Source organism: Candidatus Avelusimicrobium aviculae (assembly GCF_949292495.1).
Taxonomy (GTDB): Bacteria; Elusimicrobiota; Elusimicrobia; order Elusimicrobiales; family Elusimicrobiaceae; genus Avelusimicrobium; species Avelusimicrobium aviculae.
Genome location: NZ_CASEZB010000021.1, coordinates 1 through 21,939, shown reverse-complemented (window position 1 = coordinate 21,939; position 21,939 = coordinate 1). Strand labels below are relative to the sequence as shown.

15 protein-coding genes and 2 tRNA genes are annotated in these 21,939 nt (G+C 49.7%); 4 read left to right on the top strand and 13 right to left on the bottom strand.

Annotation, left to right across the window (positions count from 1 at the left end; translation table 11 throughout):
• Window positions 1-103 (bottom strand): prepilin-type N-terminal cleavage/methylation domain-containing protein (locus tag ACQY33_RS05220; protein WP_428074633.1); only part of this gene is annotated, 103 nt, incomplete at its 3' end.
• 122 nt (window positions 104-225) lie between these two features.
• Here ACQY33_RS05220 and ACQY33_RS05215 point away from each other — a divergent pair.
• The 4 genes from ACQY33_RS05215 to ACQY33_RS05200 all read left to right on the top strand — a co-directional run bounded on the left by ACQY33_RS05215 (window position 226) and on the right by ACQY33_RS05200 (window position 2,649).
• Window positions 226-1,305, top strand: a complete 1,080-nt coding sequence (locus tag ACQY33_RS05215) for a toxin-antitoxin system YwqK family antitoxin (RefSeq protein ID WP_428074631.1) — start codon at window positions 226-228, stop codon at window positions 1,303-1,305.
• A complete protein-coding gene (gene ispE, locus ACQY33_RS05210) occupies window positions 1,295-2,233 on the top strand; it encodes a 4-(cytidine 5'-diphospho)-2-C-methyl-D-erythritol kinase (protein ID WP_428074629.1) in 939 nt (312 codons plus the stop codon). Before ACQY33_RS05215 ends, ispE begins: the two co-directional genes overlap by 11 nt.
• The gene (locus ACQY33_RS05205; RefSeq protein ID WP_428074627.1) at window positions 2,214-2,519 is read left to right on the top strand and encodes a septation protein SpoVG family protein; all 306 of its coding nucleotides are present in this window, start codon (window positions 2,214-2,216) and stop codon (window positions 2,517-2,519) included. Before ispE ends, ACQY33_RS05205 begins: the two co-directional genes overlap by 20 nt.
• A 56-nt stretch (window positions 2,520-2,575) precedes the next feature.
• Window positions 2,576-2,649, top strand: a tRNA-Gln gene (locus ACQY33_RS05200).
• A gap of 84 nt (window positions 2,650-2,733) precedes the next feature.
• Here the strand turns inward: ACQY33_RS05200 and ACQY33_RS05195 are convergent.
• The 12 genes from ACQY33_RS05195 to def form a co-directional block, all read right to left on the bottom strand.
• Window positions 2,734-3,627 carry a DMT family transporter gene (locus tag ACQY33_RS05195; protein ID WP_428074625.1) on the bottom strand — a complete coding sequence of 298 codons (894 nt, stop codon included), beginning with the start codon at window positions 3,625-3,627 and terminating at the stop codon, window positions 2,734-2,736.
• 152 nt (window positions 3,628-3,779) lie between these two features.
• Window positions 3,780-3,853, bottom strand: a tRNA-Arg gene (locus tag ACQY33_RS05190).
• A 6-nt stretch (window positions 3,854-3,859) separates the two neighbouring features.
• Window positions 3,860-4,945 (bottom strand): sigma-70 family RNA polymerase sigma factor, encoded by a 1,086-nt coding sequence (locus ACQY33_RS05185; RefSeq protein ID WP_428074623.1) that lies wholly within the window; start codon window positions 4,943-4,945, stop codon window positions 3,860-3,862.
• Window positions 4,946-5,073: 128 nt separating this feature from the next.
• Window positions 5,074-5,574, bottom strand: coding sequence for a hypothetical protein (locus ACQY33_RS05180; RefSeq protein WP_428074621.1), 501 nt, complete (start codon window positions 5,572-5,574; stop codon window positions 5,074-5,076).
• Window positions 5,575-5,672: 98 nt separating this feature from the next.
• Window positions 5,673-7,277: an acyl-CoA carboxylase subunit beta gene (locus tag ACQY33_RS05175; protein WP_428074619.1), complete on the bottom strand. Its 1,605-nt coding sequence runs from the start codon at window positions 7,275-7,277 to the stop codon at window positions 5,673-5,675.
• Between the two features lie 53 nt (window positions 7,278-7,330).
• Window positions 7,331-7,951 carry a 4'-phosphopantetheinyl transferase family protein gene (locus ACQY33_RS05170; protein ID WP_428074617.1) on the bottom strand — a complete coding sequence of 207 codons (621 nt, stop codon included), beginning with the start codon at window positions 7,949-7,951 and terminating at the stop codon, window positions 7,331-7,333.
• An 11-nt stretch (window positions 7,952-7,962) separates the two neighbouring features.
• On the bottom strand, window positions 7,963-17,388 hold the full coding sequence (locus ACQY33_RS05165) for an SDR family NAD(P)-dependent oxidoreductase (protein WP_428074615.1): 9,426 nt from the start codon (window positions 17,386-17,388) through the stop codon (window positions 7,963-7,965).
• A gap of 229 nt (window positions 17,389-17,617) precedes the next feature.
• Complete coding sequence (locus ACQY33_RS05160; RefSeq protein ID WP_428074613.1) at window positions 17,618-18,052, bottom strand: hypothetical protein; 435 nt, start codon at window positions 18,050-18,052, stop codon at window positions 17,618-17,620.
• Window positions 18,053-18,095: 43 nt separating this feature from the next.
• Complete coding sequence (locus ACQY33_RS05155; protein WP_428074611.1) at window positions 18,096-18,257, bottom strand: hypothetical protein; 162 nt, start codon at window positions 18,255-18,257, stop codon at window positions 18,096-18,098.
• 19 nt (window positions 18,258-18,276) lie between these two features.
• Window positions 18,277-19,005, bottom strand: a complete 729-nt coding sequence (locus ACQY33_RS05150; protein ID WP_428074609.1) for a hypothetical protein — start codon at window positions 19,003-19,005, stop codon at window positions 18,277-18,279.
• A gap of 9 nt (window positions 19,006-19,014) precedes the next feature.
• Complete coding sequence (gene lysA / locus ACQY33_RS05145) at window positions 19,015-20,265, bottom strand: diaminopimelate decarboxylase (protein WP_428074607.1); 1,251 nt, start codon at window positions 20,263-20,265, stop codon at window positions 19,015-19,017.
• 255 nt (window positions 20,266-20,520) lie between these two features.
• Entirely contained in the window at window positions 20,521-21,048 is a 528-nt protein-coding gene (gene def / locus ACQY33_RS05140; protein ID WP_428074605.1) for a peptide deformylase, read from the bottom strand.
• Window positions 21,049-21,939 lie beyond the last annotated feature (891 nt).

The following is a 21,939-nucleotide window of genomic DNA, read 5'->3' as shown; positions in this document are numbered from 1 at the left end:
TAACGGCGGACAATACCCCGATTACAATTACCACGATAAGCAGCTCTGTAAGCGTAAAAGCACGCCTATTTTGCTTTTTAATTTTAGACACAATCCCCTCCATTGGTTTTAACTAAAAGCCACTGTATCAAAAAAAAAAAAACAAGTCAAGCAAGGTTTAAAACCAAATAAAAAAACCTAATAATTATGTAAAATAAGGGCAAGTCTATCTAAAAGGTACCGATTATGAAAGAAAAAACCATTTGTATCGTTACGCCGGACAGCCGCACCTATTACCGCGCTATCCCTTTGGCCAAAGAATATTTGGACAAAGACCATAATGTTATTAATATGGCCGGCCAATTGCCGGAAGGACAAATAGAGCAGGTAGAAGTAAGCAATAAAACCGTTAAAACCCTTAAAAACGGAAAGATTGACGGCGTATTGGAAGTAATTAACTTGGAAGAAAATGTGGTTACTTTCAGCGAACTTTACCAAGACGGCAAACTCATAGACGTAAAAGACCGCACCGAACACGGCCGCCATATTAAACCGGCGCTTTTGGTACCTAAAGCGTCCTTATATCCCGGTACGGTGGTAAAAACCAGCAAAGGCAGCCGCTCTTTTTATGTACAAGGCAAGGAAGTGGCGGAAGAAACGGTTTCTTCTAATGGAACGACTTTAGAATTACTAGGCCAAATCCCCGACGGACAAGTAAAAGAATTTAATGAAAACGACCAAGTAATTATGGAAGCCGAGTATAAAGGCAATAAGTTAAACGGGGAAATGATCCGTTATAACGAAGACGGAGAAATCATCTCCCGCGAAACTTACAGCGAAGGCATGCTGCAGGGCGCCGCCAAATACTATCAATACCGCAACGGCTTAAAATTAAAAGCGGAATGCACATATAAAAACTCCCTTCTGCACGGCCCCCGCATGGCTTATTATGAGGACGGCACACTAAAGCTGGAGGAAAACTACCGCCATGGAAAATTAAGCGGCGTACGTTCCAGCTATTACAGCAACGGGAAATTAGAAACCAGGGAAAATTTCTTAGAAGGCAAACTTTCCGGAGAGCGCACCGTATACTTTCCTACCGGAGAATTGTGGTATAAAGAAAACTATAAAGCCGGCAGATTGGAAGGAGAACGTTTGAGCTACTTCACCAACGGGGCAAAACGGCTGGAAGAATTTTACGTAGACGGCATGTTGGAAGGCAGCCGTAAAATCTATTCCGAAACGGGCGAAATCCTTACAAACGAAGACTACCACTGGGGCACTTTAACCCACAACACCGAACGGAGAAAAATACATGATAAGTAAGCAGTTTTGCCCCGCTAAAATAAATTTATTTTTAGAAGTAACGGGCAAACGGGCAAACGGTTACCATGAATTAGCCACCCTGTTTGCCAAATTAACTTTAGGGGATAATCTTACGGTGGATGCAGCTCCGGCCCCTCAAACGCATATCCAGTTAAACATTACCGGCCCGCTGGGGGACAAACTGGAGGCAGATGAAACCAACATCGCCTATAAAGCGGCCGCGCGCTTTTTTGAGCAATTTGGCATCACGGCCCATTGCCAAATAAATTTGGAAAAAAACATCCCCATGGGGGCTGGTTTAGGAGGTGGAAGCTCCGACGGGGCCGGGGTATTGCGCGCGTTATGCCAAATTTTTAACAAACCCCGCCAAAGCGTAATGGAACTGGCCGCCAAACTGGGGGCGGACGTACCCGTTTTTATGTATGATGAAACGTTCTTAAAAGGGGAAGGCATAGGGGAAATACTCACCCCGCTGCCTGCTCCGGGCCCGTTGCCCTATGTGGTGTTGGTTTATCCGTGTACGGTGGTTCCCACCAAAGATGTTTTTAAACGCCTGCGGCTGCCGGATAAAAAAGAAGTCTTGACAAACTGCTCTAATTTAGATAAATTGATATCATACATAGGATGCGGTAAGGGACTTTCCGCCTGGAAAAAGTTTCTTTTTAACAGGCTGGAAACGTGCGTGTTTCCTTATGTAATCTCCGTCAGAAACGCCAGAGAAGATATTTGTAAAACCAATGCGGAGGCGGTGTTAATGTCCGGCTCCGGTTCTACGGTATTTGCTTTAGTGGATACCCAAGAACAAGCCACCGATTTGGTAAATAATATCAGAAATAAAGAAAGATTAGTATTCTTTTCGGCATTTCGGAGGGAGACGGATGAAAATAACGGAAATACGGATACATCTTATGGGGGAGGACCGTCTTAAGGCGTTTGCCAGCGTTACTTTTGACGATTCGTTCGTTGTAAGAAACATGAAGGTAGTTGAAGGGACAAAAGGCGTTTTTCTTTGTATGCCTTCCCGCAAATTACCGGATGGTACCCATAAAGACATGGTTCATCCCATCAACCAGGAATTCAGGCAGTACTTGGAAGAGAACGTTTTGAAAGCCTATCAGGCCGAACTAGCTAAGAATCCCACCGGGGCTACGCAAAACACCACCGTTCTTGAACAAGAAACAGGGACAGACAACACGGGTAATGATGCGCACTGAAAAAGGGTTTTCAGAGCAGTTTAGAAGAAATTTCTAAACGGTTATGAAAGTTTTAATTCCGGATAGTGAAATGGTATCACCACTGGTTTTGGTCCAGTTATTCTAGGTTCGAATCCTAGTCCGGAAACCATATACTGGGGTACCGCCAAACCAAATCGGTTTGGCGGTATTTTTTATGCGTAAAACAAATGATTAACAGACTTCTTAAATACGGCTATTTCTTATTTACCGCTTCGTAGCGGGTATCCGTAGCGGAAAGATACGCCCCCGCCAGCATAAGCCCCAACGCCGCCCAAAATAAAACAGGAGGAGGTTCTTTAAAAATCACTAAAGACAAAAGAACCCCCACAAAAGGAGAGGCCGCATAATAAGCGCTGGTTTTTGCTGCCCCCAAATACCGCTGGGACAATACATAAAAAAATATACTTAACCCATAAGAAACAAACCCCAGCGCTAAAGAGCACGCCATATATTTTGCGCTTGGCGATTTTGCCCCCAGCAGCCAGGCAATCAGCAAAGCCCCCGCACCGGCCCCAATTCCTTTTACCATTACAATTTCCAACGGGTTTTTATTGGAAATCATGCGCGTGCAATTATTTTCAAACCCCCAGCAAACACACGCCCCCAACACATATAGCGAACCCACGGAAAAAGAAAACCCTTCCCTCTCCCCGGCGCAAAGCAACACACAGGCCGCCGTAATCAGCCCAATAGCCACCCATAACCGGCCGGAAATACGTTCTTTAAATATACATAAGGCGATAACCGCCGTGGTTACAATTTCAAAATTATTCATCAGGGATACATTTTCCGCGCTGGTCTTCAGCAAACCCGCCAGCAACAAAAGCGGCGCGGCAATATCCAACACAACCATGCCCACCGTATAGGGCAAATCCCGCCGGGAAAGGCCCGGCGCCTTGCTTTTTAAGCGGCAGCAGGAACCCGCCGCCCGCAATAGCCCCATGCCTATGCCCGCCCCCAAATATAATAATCCCGCCAAAACGGCAGGGGGCACCTCCCGCAGCAACAATTTAGATACCGGCGCGCTTAACGCGTATAAAACCGCAGCCAACACGGCGAACAATATAGGCCATTTTTGCATTTTCATAAAATTGAATTCCACTCACAAGCGAAGATATCCTGCCGCCAGTACGCCGGATTACCCCGGTTTATTGAAAAATAAAAACCCCGCCGGTTAAAATAAAAAATGCCAACAAGAAAACCTGTCAGCATTTTTGTCAGTTTGTACTATACAAAACTTACCCCCGGCGGGAGTTGAACTCGCAACCTCTTCCTTAGGACGGAATCGCTCTATCCATTTGAGCTACGGGGGCGTAAATTTATTTTTGAGATTTCTTCTTGCCTACGGAAGACTTCTTTTTAGCCGTAACGGCTTTTGCCCCTGCTTTTTTAGCTTTTGCTTTCCGTTTTTTAGAGGCTTGTTCTTTGGCGCTGCGCACTTCCTGCAAGCGTTTTTTTAACAGCCGCTCCAGCGGGCTCTTGCCAATTACTTCCCCTAAAATGTTTGTTTTCTGACGGGGCCGCATGGCACTGTGCAATTTACGTGTGCGGAAATCCACCGGGTTCATTTCCAAAATGCCGGCTTTTTGCGCGGCGCGGCGCAAAGTCATTACGGCGCGCTCTTCTATTTGGCGCACCCGTTCACGGGAAAGACCTAATTTATCAGCCACTTCCCCCAGTGTTTTGGGGTCATTATCCGCCAGTCCATAGCGCATGATAAGTACTTCCCGGTCCCGCGGGTTTAACTCCGCCATACTTTTTTTAATAGTGTCTTGGTTTTCCGCTTTCATAAATACATCGTGCGGATTTCCTTTTCCGTCATCTGAAATCATGTCTTCCAAAGTAAGATCTTCCTCATCATGTACTAAAGAGGTTAACGAATCCACCCCCTTGGCCGCGCTTAGCGTATCCATGATGGATTTTACCTGCCGGGCGGTTAAATTGAGTTCTTTGGCCATTTCATTTAAAGAAGGGTCTCTTCCGTTGGCTTCTTTTAACGCGTTCCAAGCGCGGAACCATCTCTTTAAATTGCCCCATGCGTGGGAAGGTATTTTAATAGAACCGGATTGTTCTTCTATATATTTGCGGATATACTGCTCAATCCAGTAAATAGCGTAGGTGGAAAAGCGGTATCCTTTTTCAGGCTCAAATTTTTCAATGGCCTGCATAAGGCCCAAGTTGCCTTCTTCAATCAAATCCATTAGTTCCATACCCGGGCGCTGAAAACGTTTTGCCGTAGGGATTACCAAACGCAAGTTAATTTCCATCATTTTATTTTTGGCGTCTTTATCGCCTTTTTTAACTTGCTTCCAAAGCTGGGCGATTTCTTCGCGGTTCATTTCGCGCGTTACTTGGCCCAAATGCTTGAAATATTCGTTTACACTGTCTAAGGATTCGTTTTCCATACATACATGATATCATACTTTGGCAACTCTATCAAAGCCAAAAAGAAAACCTCACAAAGGGAAATACAGAAGAAAAACCCCGGCAAACGCCGGGGTAAAATTATTTTTTTAATACACGAGTAAACACCTTACTCTTTATATTCATAACCGTCTTCTTTTAGCGCTTCGCACACGCGCCGGCCTATAGAACTTTGCGGGCGGCAATATTTATACACAATATGCGGGCTGGGAATAGTTTGCACGCCCAACGAATAGAGCTCTTTTAACGATTCCCCTCCGTTATTTCCAGGGTTTCTGCGCCAAGCGGTGGCGGTGGTTCCCCCCACTAAATTCCCGCTGGCGGTTTGTATGTTTAAACTAACCACAAAATCCATATTATACGCGTCCGCCCCGCTAAAAGCATACCCCGGCAGCTGCATATCTATTAACCGAAGCACATTCCGGGCGGAACTTTCAAACAGTACATTATCCGTATTATGATAATACTGGTGCATACGTGCGGAAATTTTTTCTAATAAAGCAGCTTCTTCCCGGGCTTTGCTTATCTCGTCTCCCTTAGACACAAAAACCGTATTACATCCTTGAAGCGCAGCCAGAACGGCTATAAATAAAAAAAGAATTTTTTTCATAAATTATCCTTTAGAGGTAATTTTATTGTACCGCTTTAAAATCAAATTTTAGCATAAAAAAGCCCCGCTTTAAACGGGGCTTTTTTAAAACATAAAACTTACAGCGGAATATTTCCCTTATGCGGGTTTTCCTTCGGGTTGCGCTTATTGCGAAGCACCTGGAAAGCCCGTATAATTTTGGCGCGCGCTTCAGCCGGCTCAATAATTTCATCAATAGAACCGTTGGAAGCGGCCTGATACGGGGAGGCAAACTTGTCCGAATATTCCTTCGTCAGTTTTTCTTTCAGAAGTTCTTTTTTCTGCTCGTCGGTTTCGGCTTTTAAATCGCGCGAATACAAAATATCCACCGCGCCGCGCGGGCCCATAACGGCAATCTCCGCGCTGGGGAAAGCAAAGTTAAAATCCCCGCGCAAATATTTAGAACCCATCGCAATATACGCCCCGCCGTACGCTTTGCGCAAAACCAACGTTACTTTAGGAATAGACGCCTCGGAATACGCATACAGCAATTTGGCGCCGTGGCGGATAATGCCCCCGTGTTCCTGCTGCACGCCGGGCAAATAACCGCCAATATCCACCAGCGTAAGAAGCGGGATATTAAAGGCGTTTAAAAAGCGGATAAAGCGGGCGGCTTTGTCGCTGGCGTCACAATCCAGCGCACCGCCTAAGCAGGCCGGGTTGTTGGCCACAACGCCCACCACTTCTCCGCCTAAGCGGATAAAACCGGTAACCACGTTTCTGGCAAAGTTTTGGTGAATTTCAAAAAAGCCGAAATCATCGGCCAAACGCCAAATAACGTGATGAATACGGAACGCTTTTTTAGGGTCCATTTCGCACACGCGTTCCAACACGTGTACAGGGCGGTCAAACACGTCAGAGGTAGACTCCAGCGGGGCTTTTTCATAGCAGTTTTGCGGCAGGAAGGTAAGCAGCTCGCGCACTTGGCGGAAGCAGTCCTGCTCGGACTTGGCCACAAATTGGCACACGCCGCTTTTCTCGCTGTGAGGGTGGGAACCGCCCAATGTGTCAAAATCCACTTCTTCACCGGTGGCCGCTTTCACCACGCTGGGACCGGTTACAAACATATGGCTGATGCCTTCCACCATAAAAATAAAATCCGTCAGCGCGGGAGAATACACCGCCCCGCCGGCGCACGGACCTAAAATAACGGAAATCTGCGGGATAACGCCGGAAGCTTTTACGTTACGGTAGAAAATTTCCCCGTAACCGTTTAAGCTGTCCACCCCTTCCTGGATGCGGGCGCCGCCGGAATCCAACAATCCGATAACGGGCACCTTGGCTTCTAAAGCGCGGTCCATCAAATCGGCAATTTTGCGGGCATGGGCCAACCCTAAAGAACCTCCCAGCTGGGTGAAATCCTGCGCGTAAACGGCCACTTCCCGGCCGTTGATGCGGCCAAAGCCGGTGATAACGCCGTCACCCTTAATATGTTTGTCTTTTACTCCGAAATCACTGCAGGAGCTTTCCATCAAACTGCGGATTTCAAAAAAGCTGTCTTGGTCTAATAGATAAGAAATGCGTTCGCGCGCGGTGAACTTGCCCTTGTCTTTTTGGGCTTTAATGCGGGCCTCGCCCGCGCCTTTCTGCGCGTCTTGGGAAACCTGGCGGAATTTAACTAAACTGGCCGGAGCGGGACGGTCCGATTTTTTATCTTCTCTAGGGTCTTCAAACAATTCAATCATGTGCCCTCCAAAATCTATTATGCTTATATTTTAGCAAACTTAGGCCCTTGCGTTCAGCGCGCCCAAGCCACGCACAACATAAACCCCTGCGGGCGGGAAGAGAGCTCCAGCTTAATTTCCGGCTCCCCCAAAGAGCGGTATACCTGAAGCGCTTCCCCGTAAAAAGAAATCTTATCCCCCACAAAACGCACGTCAAAACTGTTTAAGCTAAGGCCTGTGCCCAGCAGTTTCACCACCGCTTCCTTTTTGGTCCATAAGGCGGTTAAAAAAGAGTCGTCCATAGACTGGCGCTCCTGCGGGTGGAAAAAATCTTCCGCCCAGGCATTAATGCGGTGTTCCACTTTTTCTAAATCAATCCCCAAAAAACGGCACTCTTGGCTTATTGCCGCGGCCGCCCAGCCATGGCTGTGCGTAATACTAAAAGCACCCGTATACAGGGCGTTATCCACATAGACCTGCGGTTTTCCCCCCTCATGCGGCAGAATTTCCGCCCGGCCCGCATCCGCCCCCGGCTGGGGGAGCAGCAGCTGCTTTAACGCAAATCTGCCCCCAAGCCACTCGGTCCTGCGCTTGGGAAGTTTCAGCGTTTGGTAAAAAGCCAACTCCCTTGCAGACAGAATCCGCTCAGCCGGGGGCAGATTTGTTAAATCAACAAACTTTATTTGATACTTCATGCCGTCCAAAGTTACTGGCCGATAGCCTGGTAACCGTGGAATTCAACCCACACGTTGCCCTGTTCGTCAAACACATAAGCGTCATGCAGGGTTTTGCCGTCAGCCGTCAGCCCTTTGTTTACGCCGTAGAGGTACAGCGTCTGCGGAGGAACATCCCGCTTAAACACGGCCACTTCTTTAATGCCGTCCGGCAAAGTCATTTTGTTGGCAACGCTCATATCCTGGAAACCGCAGCATTGGAAAGCGGCCTCAATCAGCATGGGGTTAGCCAACAAGGCTTTAGGCGCCGGCCACTGCGGCTTGGGGGTGGTGTTGTAAACGGCCAGGGATTCCTTTTCGTTCACACGCAAAATCCCTCCCAAAACCTGGAAGCTGGGCCCGTGGAAATATTTTTTATAAATTTCTTCTTTGGTTACCACCGGGGCGGCGTTCACATCCAAATTGATGTTGTTTTTTACTTCGTCCCAAGTAGAGGTGAAAGAAGACAAGGTCTTAGCCGTAAAATGGCGGCGGGTATTGCCCATTTTAACGCCTTTGCTGTTAATAAAGTCAGACTCTATTTCCATGCTGGCGTTTTTCCCGTCAGAAACACCAATCACGCGCACGGCCTGCGGGCGGTTGCGCAGCAGCTTAATAGGCAGGAAGAAGTGTACGTCTTCCAACCCTTGCGGCACATTGCCCGTTAAAGCGGCAGCCGTTTCCATAAAGGTTTCTATGCCCATTACGCCCGGTACATAGGGGGTGCCCTCAATGGCGTGGTCAGAAAGGTACGGGTCAGATTTTAAATTAAATTCTTTTTCCCCGTGGAATTCTTTTCCGGCCTGTAATTTTTTTACTTCACCCAAAAAGTGGGTGGCGTCCCCCGCGGGTTGAGCGGCGGCAGGGGCGGAAGAAGAGCCGGCATCCGGGGCCGGGCTTTGCGGCGTGTTGTTATCGTCCGAATCATCGGAACCGAACGATTGTTCGGCTCCGATTTCGTCCATTTCAAACAGCAGCTGATGGTCCCAATCCAAGCGGCCCAAAGAACCGGTGAGCACGATTTCCGGCACGCGTCCGTAGACGATTTCGTCCAAGAAAATCTGCATACCGTCTTCCGGGTCCACAAAGTCTACGCCGTTGGAGCGCAGGAAGGTTTCCACACCGGCGCGCACGCCCATGCCTACGTTCTTGTAGGCGCTCATGGCAATGCTGATAGCGCGGTAACCTTGGTTGGACAAGGACAAGGCGGACTTAGCCAAGTAGTCGTTGGCGCTGGCGTAGTCGCTCTGGCCCAAGTTGCCGTATTTGCCCGCGATGGAAGAGGCAAAGGCAAAGAAGCCTTTATCTTTCACCACATTATTGGCCAAGAAGGAAGCAAAGCTGGTGGCCTTCACGTCAAAAATGCGGTAATATTCCATGGGGTCTTTGTCATAAATCAGTTTGGAGCGTTCCAACCCGGCAAAGTGGATGAGTCCGTCCACACGGCCGTTTTTGGCCTTAATCTTGGTGCAGACTTCTTTCATCATGGAAGAGTTCATCACGTCGCAGTGATAGTATTCCACTTCGCTGCCCAACTCGCGCAGTTTCTGCAGGTTGTTGTAGAGCGTTACGGAATCTTTCACCCGGCCAAAAGCGCGTTCCAACATCACGGGAGTGGCTTTTTGGGTATGGTCGGCGCGCATGTCTTCCCACATTTGTTTCTTAAGCGCGGCCAATTCGGATTCGTTCATCGTGGCCCACAGCGGCGTTTTTTCCTGGATTTCAATAATATCCAGCACGATGATTTTGCTGTGGTACTGGGCGGCAATCTTTTGCGCAAGCATCGCCCCGATACCGCGGCCCGAACCGGTGAAGATAATGGTCTTGCCGGCTAAGTCAAAGTGTTTTACGCTGCGGTCCAGCTGCATGGGCACGGACAAGATGGTGGAACGCACTTTGTCTTTGGTACCGATCATCAGGCGCATATCGCCGTGGAGTACTTCGTCCATGGTGATTTGGGCCATATCGTCCGGGGTGGCATCACTTTCAAAGTCTATTAACTTGGAAATAGCGCCGGTGCGTTCATACACGTCTTTGCGGTAGCAGGTGGTGCCGCCGGTCAACGCGCCCACAATGGGGTTGAACTCTTCTTTGGTGCTGTAACCAAAGTTACCGTCAATCTTGGTGTTTACGGCAAAGAACGTGTCCGCGTCCTGACGGTTAGACAGGCCTTTTTCAAACACGCGCAAGGCAATAAACAACGGCATGACGTATTTGGTCAGTTCAGCGTGCGGGCTGGCTTTTTTGTCAAATTTCTTTACGCTGGCCCCCAGCAAGTACACAATACCCTGTATGTTTGGATCTTCGGCCGCGTATTCTTTCAAAGCGGCTTCGGTTTCCTCATAGGATTCCCAATTTACAATGGTGGTGTTTTTGCTGCGGGTTTTAAGCGTGGTGAATACATGCGTTTTAACGCCCAGTTCTTTAAATTCTTCCTGATAGGCTTTAATCAGCTGGGAGTTATCGGCAAAAATGAGTACGGTGCGGTCCTTAGACAGGCGGCGGTTTTCGCGTTCCGTCAGCGGGGCATCGGCCGCCATGGTTACATAACGAAGTTTCTTTTCGTGGCAGTGTTCGCCTTTGTAACCGGGGGCTTCTGGGCGTTCCGCCAAAGACTCATGGCGTACAATAGGTGCCGTGGGGTTGGTGGTTAACGCGTCTTCAGCCGGTTTGCCGATGTGTTCCGCCGTAGGCTTGCTGACAACAGCCGGTTTTGCCGCGGCCGGTTTGGCCGGGGCGGCAGGCGCGGCCACAGCCGCAGCCGGGGCTTGAGCCGCAGGGGCCGCCGGGGCTTGAGCCGCAGGGGCCGCAGGTGCGGCCGCAGCGGCAGGAGCAGACGGATTATTTACCGCGTTCAACGCAAAGTTAATGCAGTGGCGGATGGTAGGATAATCCTTCAGTTGGATACCTTCCTGCTGGGCAATGCCGTAATGTTCGCGCATAGCGGCAAACAGTTCGGCTTGTTTTACCGTATCAATGCCCAGGTCCGCTTCCATGTCTAAATCCAAATCCAGCATGTCCTTGGGGTAGCCGGTCTTTTCCGCTACCATGGCTACGATTTCTTCGGTCACTTGGGCCGGGTCTAACTTGCCGGCGGCCGGTTTAGCGGCCGGAGCCGATACAGGAGCCGGCGCCGCAACAGACACGGGTTGAGCGGCAGGAGCCGGCGCCGCGGGCTGGGCCGCAGGGGCCGCAATGGGCATAGCGGCGGGAGCCGCGGCGGCAGCGCCTTCGCTTCCCGCGTTGGCCAAGGCGTATTTAATAATAGAGCGAATGGTCGGGTAGTCTTTGAGCTGTACACCTTCTTGACGCGCGATGTGATACGTCTCACGCATAATGGCAAACAGTTCGGCTTGTTTTACCGTATCAATACCCAAGTCCGCTTCCATGTCTAAATCCAAGTCCAACATGTCTTGCGGGTAACCAGTCTTTTCGGCAATAATAGAGCGGATATTATTGGTTACGTCTTCTTCTTTCAAAGAAGGCATGGCGGACGCTTGCGCCGCAGGAGCCGGCGCGGGCTGAGCCACAGCCGGAGCAGGGGCCGGAGCCGCCACAGCGGGCTGAGCAGCAGGAGCGGCGGCAGCGCCTTCGCTTCCCGCGTTAGCCATGGCGTATTTAATAATGGAGCGAATGGTCGGGTAGTCTTTGAGCTGTACGCCTTCTTGACGCGCGATGTGATACGTCTCACGCATAATGGCAAACAGTTCGGCTTGTTTTACCGTATCAATACCCAAGTCCGCTTCCATATCTAAGTCCAAGTCCAGCATGTCCTGCGGGTAGCCGGTTTTTTCGGAAATGATGTTTAAGATATTGGCTTGCACATCGGCTTCGTTCAAAGACGGCATCGGCTTAGAAGCCGCGGCAGGAGCCGCTTGTACAGGGGCCGGCGCAGGCTGAGCCGCGGGGGCCGGGGCCGCCGGAGCGGGAGCCGCAGGGGCTACAGCAGGCTGAGCGGCAGGAGCGGCGGCAGCAGTGCCTTCGCTTCCCGCATTGGCCATGGCGTATTTAATAATGGAGCGAATGGTCGGGTAGTCTTTGAGCTGTACGCCTTCTTGACGCGCGATGTGATACGTCTCACGCATAATGGCAAACAGTTCGGCTTGTTTTACCGTATCAATGCCCAGGTCCGCTTCCATGTCTAAGTCCAGGTCCAGCATGTCTTGCGGGTAGCCAGTCTTCTCGGAAATGATGTTTAAGATATTGGCTTGTACGTCTTCTTCGTTCAAAGAAGGCATCGGTTTAGAAGCCGGGGCCGCAGCAGCCTGTACAGGCGCGGCAGCGGGTTGAGCCGCAGGGGCCGGCTGAGCGGCGGGAGCCGCGGCGGCAGTGCCTTCGCTTCCCGCATTGGCCATAGCATATTTAATAATGGAGCGAATGGTCGGGTAGTCTTTGAGCTGTACGCCTTCTTGACGCGCGATGTGATACGTCTCACGCATAATGGCAAACAGTTCGGCTTGTTTTACCGTATCAATGCCCAGGTCCGCTTCCATATCTAAGTCCAAGTCCAGCATGTCCTGCGGGTAGCCGGTTTTTTCGGAAATGATGTTTAAGATATTGGCTTGCACATCGGCTTCGTTCAAAGACGGCATAGGCTTAGAAGCCGCAACAGGAGCGGCTTGAGCCGCAGGAGCCGGCTGAGCGGCCGGGGCCGCTTGTACAGAAGCCGGCGCAGGCTGAGCCGCAGGGGCGGCTACAGCAGGAGCGGTGTGATGAATGGAATTTACTTTATCCACAAACGCTTGGGAACCTTCCATAATTAAAGAAGGTTTCACACCGTGTTTATAATTATCTTTTACGCGCAGGGTGTTCTGCACCACTTCCAACACCGGGGCTTGCTGACCGGAAATTTCTTTCAGCCAAGCCTCGTGGCGGGCGGCGTCTACAATGCGGGGTTCTTTTACGTCCCACACTTTTTCCAACAAAGTCATACCCAGCTGAGAGCCGAAACCGGCCGCCAATCTAAGCGCGTATTTAAAGTTATAATGCCCGCCTTTGCTAAGGGTAATGCCTTCCAGTTCCGGGTCCGCTTCTTTAAAGTTGGCGATAGGCGGCACCAAACCCGTGTTTAAACAATGTACGGCAATGGCGTCTTCCAACCCGGCGCCCATAGAGTGACCGGTAAACCCTTTGGTATTGCTGACGATGACACTGCTGACATCTTTGCCAAAGGTGGATTTAAGCGCATACGCTTCCGCGCTGGCGGAACCGCCGCGGGCCGGGGTATACGTTTCATGAGAGATAAATACCAACTGTTTGGCGATATCGCCGCGGGAAACGCCGCTCTTGCGTTCGGCCTCGGTCACCAAGTCATTCATTACCTGGGCCACGTGGCCTACGTCCAAACGGGTTACGTGGAAACCGCTATTGCGGATTTCCGTAGCCAACACTTTAGCAAGCGGCTTCATGCCGCGTTTGGCTACTTCCTGCGCGTCTTCTACAATTAAAGACACGGCGCCCATACCCACAATCATGCCGTTGCGGCGGCGGTCAAAAGGCAGGGCGGCTTTGGTTACATCGGCTTCCGTGGTGGCGGCGCCGGAGGCTAAGAAAGCCGTTAAAATCCATTCGGATACATTGTCATTGGTAATATCGTCCGCGCTGATGACAATAACTCTCTTTGCGCGGCCCAGCTTAATCCAGTCCTGCGCTACGGCAAGGGCTTGAGCCGTGGAGGCGCAGGCCGCACTCATGGAAGTGGCCGGCCCGCGGGCGCGAATCCACTGGCAGAAGTGAGAGTGGGCAATAATAATGGTTTTTAAGACAAATTCAGACGTAAAAGACTGGGGTTCCACTTCTTTGTCTTTAAAGTTTTCATTATACCAGGCTTCAATTTCCGCTTTGAGGGCCGGGTCCGAAATTTGGGCGATAAATTTATCGCAGAAAGCGCGTACTTCTTTGGCGGTTTTGTTGTTAAGCAAACCGGCCACGCGTTTGGATAAATCCCCCATCATGCTGTTGGCCACGGGGAAAGCAGAAGTAAAGATGACGCCGGTGTCATCAATCATATCCGCCGGCAGACCCCAGCGGTCCGGCAAATAGCCGCCCGTGGAGGTGGGTTTATAGTAAAGCACCAGCGGAATACCGGCGTCTTTCAAAGCCAAAATGCCGGCGGCAATAGCCAGCTGGAAGGAGCGGTCCATAGAGCGCACCCATTTGGCCGGCAGGCCAAATTCTTTTTCCGCGTCAAACGCGCCGCCCTTGGCTGCCAATTTAATGGCTTGGCTGGGAGAAGTCAAACGTTCAAAGCGGTGGTTTCCGTCTTTGGATTTGATAACAAATTCTACGTGTTTATCAATTTGTTTTTGTTGGATATCGGCGGAAACGGGCTCAATCAAGTTACGGCCGGAGAGGATTTCGTCCAATACTCCGTCGCGGAAGATACGGTCCCAGCTGCCGGGGCCGCCGGCGGCAATACCGCTGATTACTACTTCTTTATCACAGCAGTTCTTGCCGGAAGCTTGGGCAGGGGCAGCCTGGCAGGAGCAGGAAGCGCCCAGCTCTTTTTCCACTGGTGTAGCCGTACCGGTTACCCAGTTTACAAAAGCGGGGTTATAAGTGGAATGGTCCCCATACATATCGGTTCCAGTCCAATTTAAACCGATGCCGGAAGAAATTAAGTTGGCAAATAGGTCGTTAAATTCGCAAATGCCGCCTTTTTTAGGATGGTTGGAAGCCAGCACTTTAATGTCTTTCTTGTCAGACAAGGTGCTGGAAGCCAAGGCGGAAAGCACGCGTTTAGGGCCGCATTCTACAAATAAGCGAACGCCGGAATCATAGGTGGTCTTAAGCTGTTTAATCCATTCCACGGAGTGGGAAATCTGCGTGACCATAAGGTCTTTGATTTTTTCCGGGTCGCTGGGATAAAATTCCGCCGTAACGTTGGTGGTAATGGGCATGGTGGGCGCATGGAAAGTAAGCGTATCCAAAAACGCGCGGTACTGCGGCATAGCCGGGCGCACAATGGCGGAGTGGAAAGCGTGAGACACCGGGATTTGTACCGCCTGTATGCCCATATCGGTAAACATTTTAATGGCATCGTCAATAGATTTGCTGGCGCCGGCAATAACCGTTTGGGTGGGGCAGTTTTTGTTGGCTACGGCCACATAACCGCTGATGCGGGCCAATTCCGGTTCCACCCGTTCCACCGGGGCGGCGATGGAAGCCATCTTGCCGTTGTCTTCCACTTTAATTTCAGACATTACCTTCCCGCGGGTGCATACGGCTTTTAAGCCGTTTTCAAAATCAAAGATACCGGCGGCTACCGCGGCGGCGTATTCGCCCAAGCTGTGGCCCATGACCACATCCGGCTTAATGCCAAAGGAAGACAGCAAGCGCATCATGGCGATATCCGCCGTCAGCACGGCGGGCTGGGTCATTTCGGTTTTCTTAATGGCGGCTTCACGCACGGCAATTTGTTCTTTGGTTTCGCCGGGTTTGCTCCATAACGTTTCGGTTAAAGTTTGGCCGATAATGCCCATAAGCAGGCGGTCAGCCTCGTCAAACGTATCCTGCACTACTTTGTATTTGGAGGCCAAGTCTTTCATCATGTCCACATATTGGGAACCCTGGCCGGGGAACATAAAGCATACTTTGGGTTTAATTTCCGTAGGAGTAAACGGATAAATGCCTTTCATTCTTAAATACAGAGATTCTTGTTCCCATACGTCCTGCGTACCGGCGATTTTTTTGAAAAATTCAATTTTTTCTTTTAATTTTTCCGGGCTTTCCACGTTAATGGTTACGGCAAACTTCTGCGGTTTGGTTACGTGGTTTTTATAAGAAATGCTGGGCAAGTAGGCCGGGTCATACTGAATGGCCACCACGGCTTTGTCCAAAACGTCAAAAAGTTCCTGCTTTGTTGCGGCGGAGAAGGTCAAAACGTCACCTTGGATTTTCTCCCCCGGAACGTGAAGCGTATAGGAATTACTGCTGGTCATGTTTACATTCTCCTGTTTAGTAGGGGTTACGGCTGAGGCACAAACTTTGGTTTCTTCTTTTTTGAGTAAGGCGTCGTTCATTTCTTCCATAGCTACGTGGAAGTTCGTCCCGCCGAAACCGAAGGCGGAAACGTTGGCGCGGCGCACTTTGTCGCTGGTCCAGTCCTGCGTTTTGGTAATTACGCGGAAGGGACAGGTGGCCCAATCCACAATGGGGTTGGGGGTTTCAAAATTGATGGAAGGGGGCAATACCTTATTATATAAGGCCAAGGAGGTCTTAATTAAGGAAGCGATACCCGCCGCCGCTTTGGCGTGGCCGATTTGGCTCTTCACGCTGCCTAACCCAATGCTGCCGGGTTTAGCATACGGGGCAAAAATTTCGTTTAAGGCGTTCAGCTCGGTAGCGTCACCCACGCGGGTGCCGGTACCGTGGGCTTCCAAAAGACCCACTTCGCCGGGGGTATAGTCCAGCTGTTCAAAGGCTTTTTCCACCGCCAGTTTCTGCCCTTTGGGGTTGGGGGCGGTGATGCCTTTGCCTTTCCCATCGGAAGAAGCTCCCACCGCGCGGATGACCGCGTAAATTCTGTCTCCGTCTTTTACCGCGTCGGACAAGCGTTTCAAAATCACCATGCCGGCGCCTTCCGCCATAACAAATCCGTTGGCGCGAGCGTCAAACGGATAAGAACCCGTTTCAGACAAAGCACCGATTTTGCAAAATTTAATGTAAGCGGAGGGAGACATCATCTGGTCCACACCGCCCGCTATGGCCATATCAAAATTACCCATGCGCAAACCGTTTACGGCTTGGTCAATAGCCGCCAAAGAGGTGGCGCAGGCAGCGTCTACGGCAAAGTTGGTTCCGTGCAAATCAAACACATTGGCTACGCGGCCGGGAATAACGTTGGCCAACTCTCCGGGCATGGAGTCTTCGGTAATAGGGATAAAGCGTTCGCGCACGCCGGCGTCCATTTCGTCCATCATTTTTTGGGCGTCCGCCGGGTTTAAGTGTTTGAACGTTTCCGTATTTTTCAAAATTTCATATAAAAAGGGGCGGTTTAAACGGGTGTTGGACATCTCGTTCTTCATGCCGCCCATAGAGTTGCCGATAATAACCGCGGTGCGGTTATGGTCAAATTCTTTTTTGTCATAACCGGCGTCTTCCAGCGCCATGCGGGTGGTTTCCACGGCTAAGTGTTGCACCGTGTCCATTTGTTTGGCCACTTGCGGAGGAATGCGGTATTTAATAGAGTTGAATTTAAACGTTTCAGGTATGAAACCGCCGATTTTGGAATAGGTCTTGTCTTCGGCTTTGTGGTCAGGACTGTAAAACAGGTTGTAGTCCCAGTAGGATTTGGGGATTTCGGTAATGCAGTTTTTTCCTTCTTTAATATTGTTCCAGAACTCGTCTTTATTTAAAGCTCCGGGCATGATAGCGCCTATGCCCACTATGGCTATAGGTTCAAGGTTTTTATTTTTCATTTGGTCTCCTAATCAATGGTTCCCACAAAATACTATATAGGTATATGATATTAAATTTTGGGGAGCCAAAACAAATTAAGAGCAACCTTTTTATAAAAAACACTTGCAAAATCTAAGCCGATATGTTAAATTTTTTGAAGCCGTTTTTTTAAACCGCCGCTTCATTTTTGGCTTATAAATCAAAAGCCCCGCAAAAAAAGCGGGGCTTTTGCGCAATATCCCAGCAAAATTAAGCTTCCTTTTCTCCGTCCACTTTCATGTTTTCCAGTTCTTCTATCAGGCTGAGCAAAGTGGGCTGCAGTTTGGTAATGTATTCTTGCTCAAAGGTGGTCAAGCGTTGTTCCAATCGGCCCATTTGCTTGGCCATTTCCGCCAACGTTTTATCATCAGTGGTTTTCATTTCTTCCAAACGGTAATGTAAATCTTTCACCTTTTCTTTTAAATCAGCCATTTCCAATGCGGACGTATTCTGCAACGATCCCAAAATAGAAGCGCGGGACGGAAAGGCGGCAGGTTTTGAGACCGTCATCATGGTTAAATCTTCCACAGGGGAATCAAAATCCGTTTCTCCGGCTAAAGCGGCACGGTATTTTGCCGTAAACCAAAACAGCAAAACAAAACATACTACAAACCCGGCAGATAATAAAATTAATGTGTGTTCCATAGGTAATATATCATACCATATTTTTAGGGCGTGTTAGCAGGCTTTATTTGCGTATTACCACAAAGCAGGCGCCAAAAATAACCAGATACAGCAATAAAGTGGCCGCCGTGCGCACATAGCCGCCAAAACCCGGCCCCCATAAATACACACAGGCACCCAACAATACAAAAGACACTATACCCAGCCAGCCGAATTTTAATTTCATTTTCCTTCCCTGTTTAAAACTACTTAATCACGGTTCCCGTTTGCCCGGTTTGATAAAACACAATGCGTATTTCCACCCCTTTGGCCTTAGCCAAAAGGACGGCGTCCGGATGCAGCACATTGGCCCCGTTTAACGCCAGTTTATACATTTCATCAAAATCAAGCACTTCATAGCGCTGGGCTTTTACGTCTTTATTAGGGTCGGCGGAGTAAACTCCGTCCACGTCTTTCACCATTTCCACGTGATTGGCGCCCAGCTGGCTGGCCAAAAACACGGCAGACACGTCGCTCCCGCCGCGTTTTAATGTGGTAATTTCTTTATTTTCCCCTATCCCCTGAAAGCCGGCCACTATCGGCACATGCCCTTGCTGGATTTCCCGCACCAAGCGGTCCCCTTTCAAAGAAAGAATATCCGCCCCGGTATGCGTGCCAGTGGTAATCAGACCGATTTGGCTTCCCGTAAGCGATATGGCGGGCACGTCTACCGCCCTAAGCGCGATGGATAACAGCGCCACGCTGACCCGCTCCCCGGTGGTAACCAGCATATCCAGTTCTCTCTTTTCCGGGTTGGCGGCAATGCTGTAAGCGTGGTCCAGCAAAACGTCCGTCAAGTTGCCGTTGGCTGAAGCCACCACCACCGGAATAAAGCCCGACTCATAGCGGGATTTAATCAACTGCGCCGCTTGCAGCAGTTTTTGTTTGTTAGCCAGCGTATTGCCGCCAAATTTCATAATGCAAATTTTTTTCATATTCATCCTTTATATCCACTGCGGCACGTGCTGGCCGGACAGCATTTCCTCGTAAGAAGTACGGCGGCGAACAACGCAAAACTCTTCGCCGTGCACCATTACCTCAGGCACTAACGGGCGGAAATTATATATGGAAGACATGGCCGCCCCATAGGCCCCAGCACACATTATAGCAAGTAGCTCGCCTTGTTGGACAGGCTCTATAATGCGGTCTTTGGCAAACACGTCGCTGGACTCGCAAATCGGCCCCACCACATCGGCAATAATCGGGGCGATGCCGCGGCGTTCCACCGGTAAAATGGTATGCCACGCGTCATACATAGCGGGGCGGACCAAGTCATTCATGCCCGCGTCCACGATAATGAAGTTTTTCTCCCCCATTTGCTTGGTATACAGCACCTGGGTAACCAAAATACCCATATTGCCGGTAATGCTGCGGCCAGGCTCCACAATAATATGTTTGTTTAAATCGCCCAGGGTTTCACGCACCACCTCGGCATACGCCTCACAGGTGGGAGGGAGTTCCACATTATAATTAATGCCCAAGCCGCCGCCTAGGTCTATATTTTGTAATACAATGCCTTCTTTTTCCAGTTCACGCACCATTTGGGCAATTTTGGTAAAAGCCAAACGAAACGGCTGCAAGTCCAATAATTGGGAACCAATATGTACCGCTATCCCGGCCAAGCGGATACCCGGCATACGGGCGGCCGCGCGGTAAAGCGGGAGGGCGTCGTCCCAATCCACGCCGAATTTATCTCCTTGTTTACCGGTGGATATTTTTACATGGGTGAGGGCGTCCACGTCCGGATTAACGCGCAACGCCACATTGGCTTTTAAACCCAAATCAATAGCTAGGCGGTTGATGGTTTCCACTTCCGCTATGGATTCGGCATTAATTTGCAAAATTTGGGTTTTGATGGCTTCTTCCAGCTCCTCTTTGGTTTTACCTACCCCCGAAAACACAATTTTATCCGCCGGAATACCCGCTTTTAAAGCCACGTACATTTCCCCCGCGGACACCACATCCGCCCCGCTGCCCAGCCGCGCAAGCGTTTTTAAAACGCCCAAATTGGGGTTGGCTTTTACGGAATAACAAACCGTATGGTTAAAATTCCCAAGCGCATTTTGATAGGCTTGAAAATTGCCGGCCAGTTTGCCGGAAGAATAGCAATAAAACGGGGTGCCCACTTCTTCGGCCAGTTTATGTAAGGCCACTCCTTCGGCAAATAATTCTTCGTTATGGTAGGTAAAACACATAATTTCTCCTTAAATTAAAAACCCCCGCTTGTACTTAAGCGGGGGTTTAACTAAACAATAAAGTGGTTTCTTATTTTTCCGCTAAAGCACAAGCCAAACCGCAAGAGCACTTTTTGCTCTTGTTCTGTTTAGCTGCGCGTTTAACAAAAGAAATAATCAACATACGCTTAGTGTATTAAAAAAAAACGAACGATGCAAGAAATATTTATTACGGCAAAGAAGCAACAGGCGCAAATCGCTTTTTGCGCCAATCCGCTAGTTCCAATCTTTACGCAATTTTTTAATGGCTTTTTTCAGTTCCGGCTTGAGCGTAGGGTCCACCAAATCTATAAACAATTTTCCGTCTAAATGGTCCACCTCGTGCTGGAAGGCCTTGGCAAGCAAGCCGCGCGCGCGCAAGGTTTGTTCTTTTCCGTTTTCATCCAAAAAAGAAACGGTAACATCTGTGGCGCGGGTTACTTCCGCCCATAAACCGGGCAGGGACAGGCACCCCTCTTCCTCCAGCTTTTCCCCCCGCATGGAAATAATCTGCGGATTAATAATCACATAACGCTTGTAGGCGTTTTCATCTTTAGAAGAAGTATCCGGTATTAAAATAACCGCCAAACGGTACGGCAAACCAATCTGGTTGGCCGCCAAACCCACCCCGCGAACGGATAGGCAGGTTTCTTCCATATCTTTTAAGAGTTGGGGCAGCTGCGGCGCCAGGGCGTTGTAGTCCACCGGTTTTAATTTTTGGCGCAAGATATCATCGCCGTATTTTACAATTTTGCGTATTGCCATAAACTTATTTTACCATATTGCAAGGCCCCTATAAAAAGGGCCTGCCCTTACGGGCAGACCCTTGACAGGAAGTGCCTTTGTATTACAAAAGGCAGTCCAAATTTATAAAACTAACACATGGCAGTAATAGCACACGCTTTGTTATGGGCAGTTGCATTATCCGGGCATCCTTGTGGGCCAGTATAATAGACACAAGAATTACTAGAATCACTCCACACACAATTTGGACCACACCAATAGAAAGTCCCATCCATTCCACAATATGTATCAATAAAACGACCATCAATAGCGCGACCACGTTTACAATCGCCCCATTTTCCATTACTGCCACATATACGAGTTCCAAGGCAGGTTTTATAGTCACCACAATTTTCTTTTGCACCCGGAGTACATTCAGTAGGTCCTGGCGTCTTACACGTTCTGGAACTTTCTACACATTTGCACTGGCTTTGGTTCCAGGTGTAGTTAATCTGCCCCGTCTGTCCGTTCGGGCACGGTTGCGGACTGCAAGTTTGAGGGGTGCAAGAGGGAGGAATGGGTGGTCTGCTGCCTTCCAATACTAAGATTTTTACGCTTTCACCACCCTTATCCGGGTGTTTTACCGTTTTGCGTGTTTCCCATTTTAACGTTTTGGCACCTACGCCGTCCGTGCTGGGAAGCGGCACCCAGTTACCCGCTAAACGAAGCGGAGTAGTGGGCCTGTCTAGATTGCGGTAGGAATACGTCCCCACCCCGGTAATATTTAATTTTCCTTTTACCGTGGCGTATACGCTTTCCAAACGAAGCTGATTTGCGTTCGTGGTAATTTGGTTAATGCGGCTGGCCGGATCGTTATACCCGCTGGGGCCCACAAACCGGGCGGCGCCCCCGTTGAACTTAACGTTTAAGTTC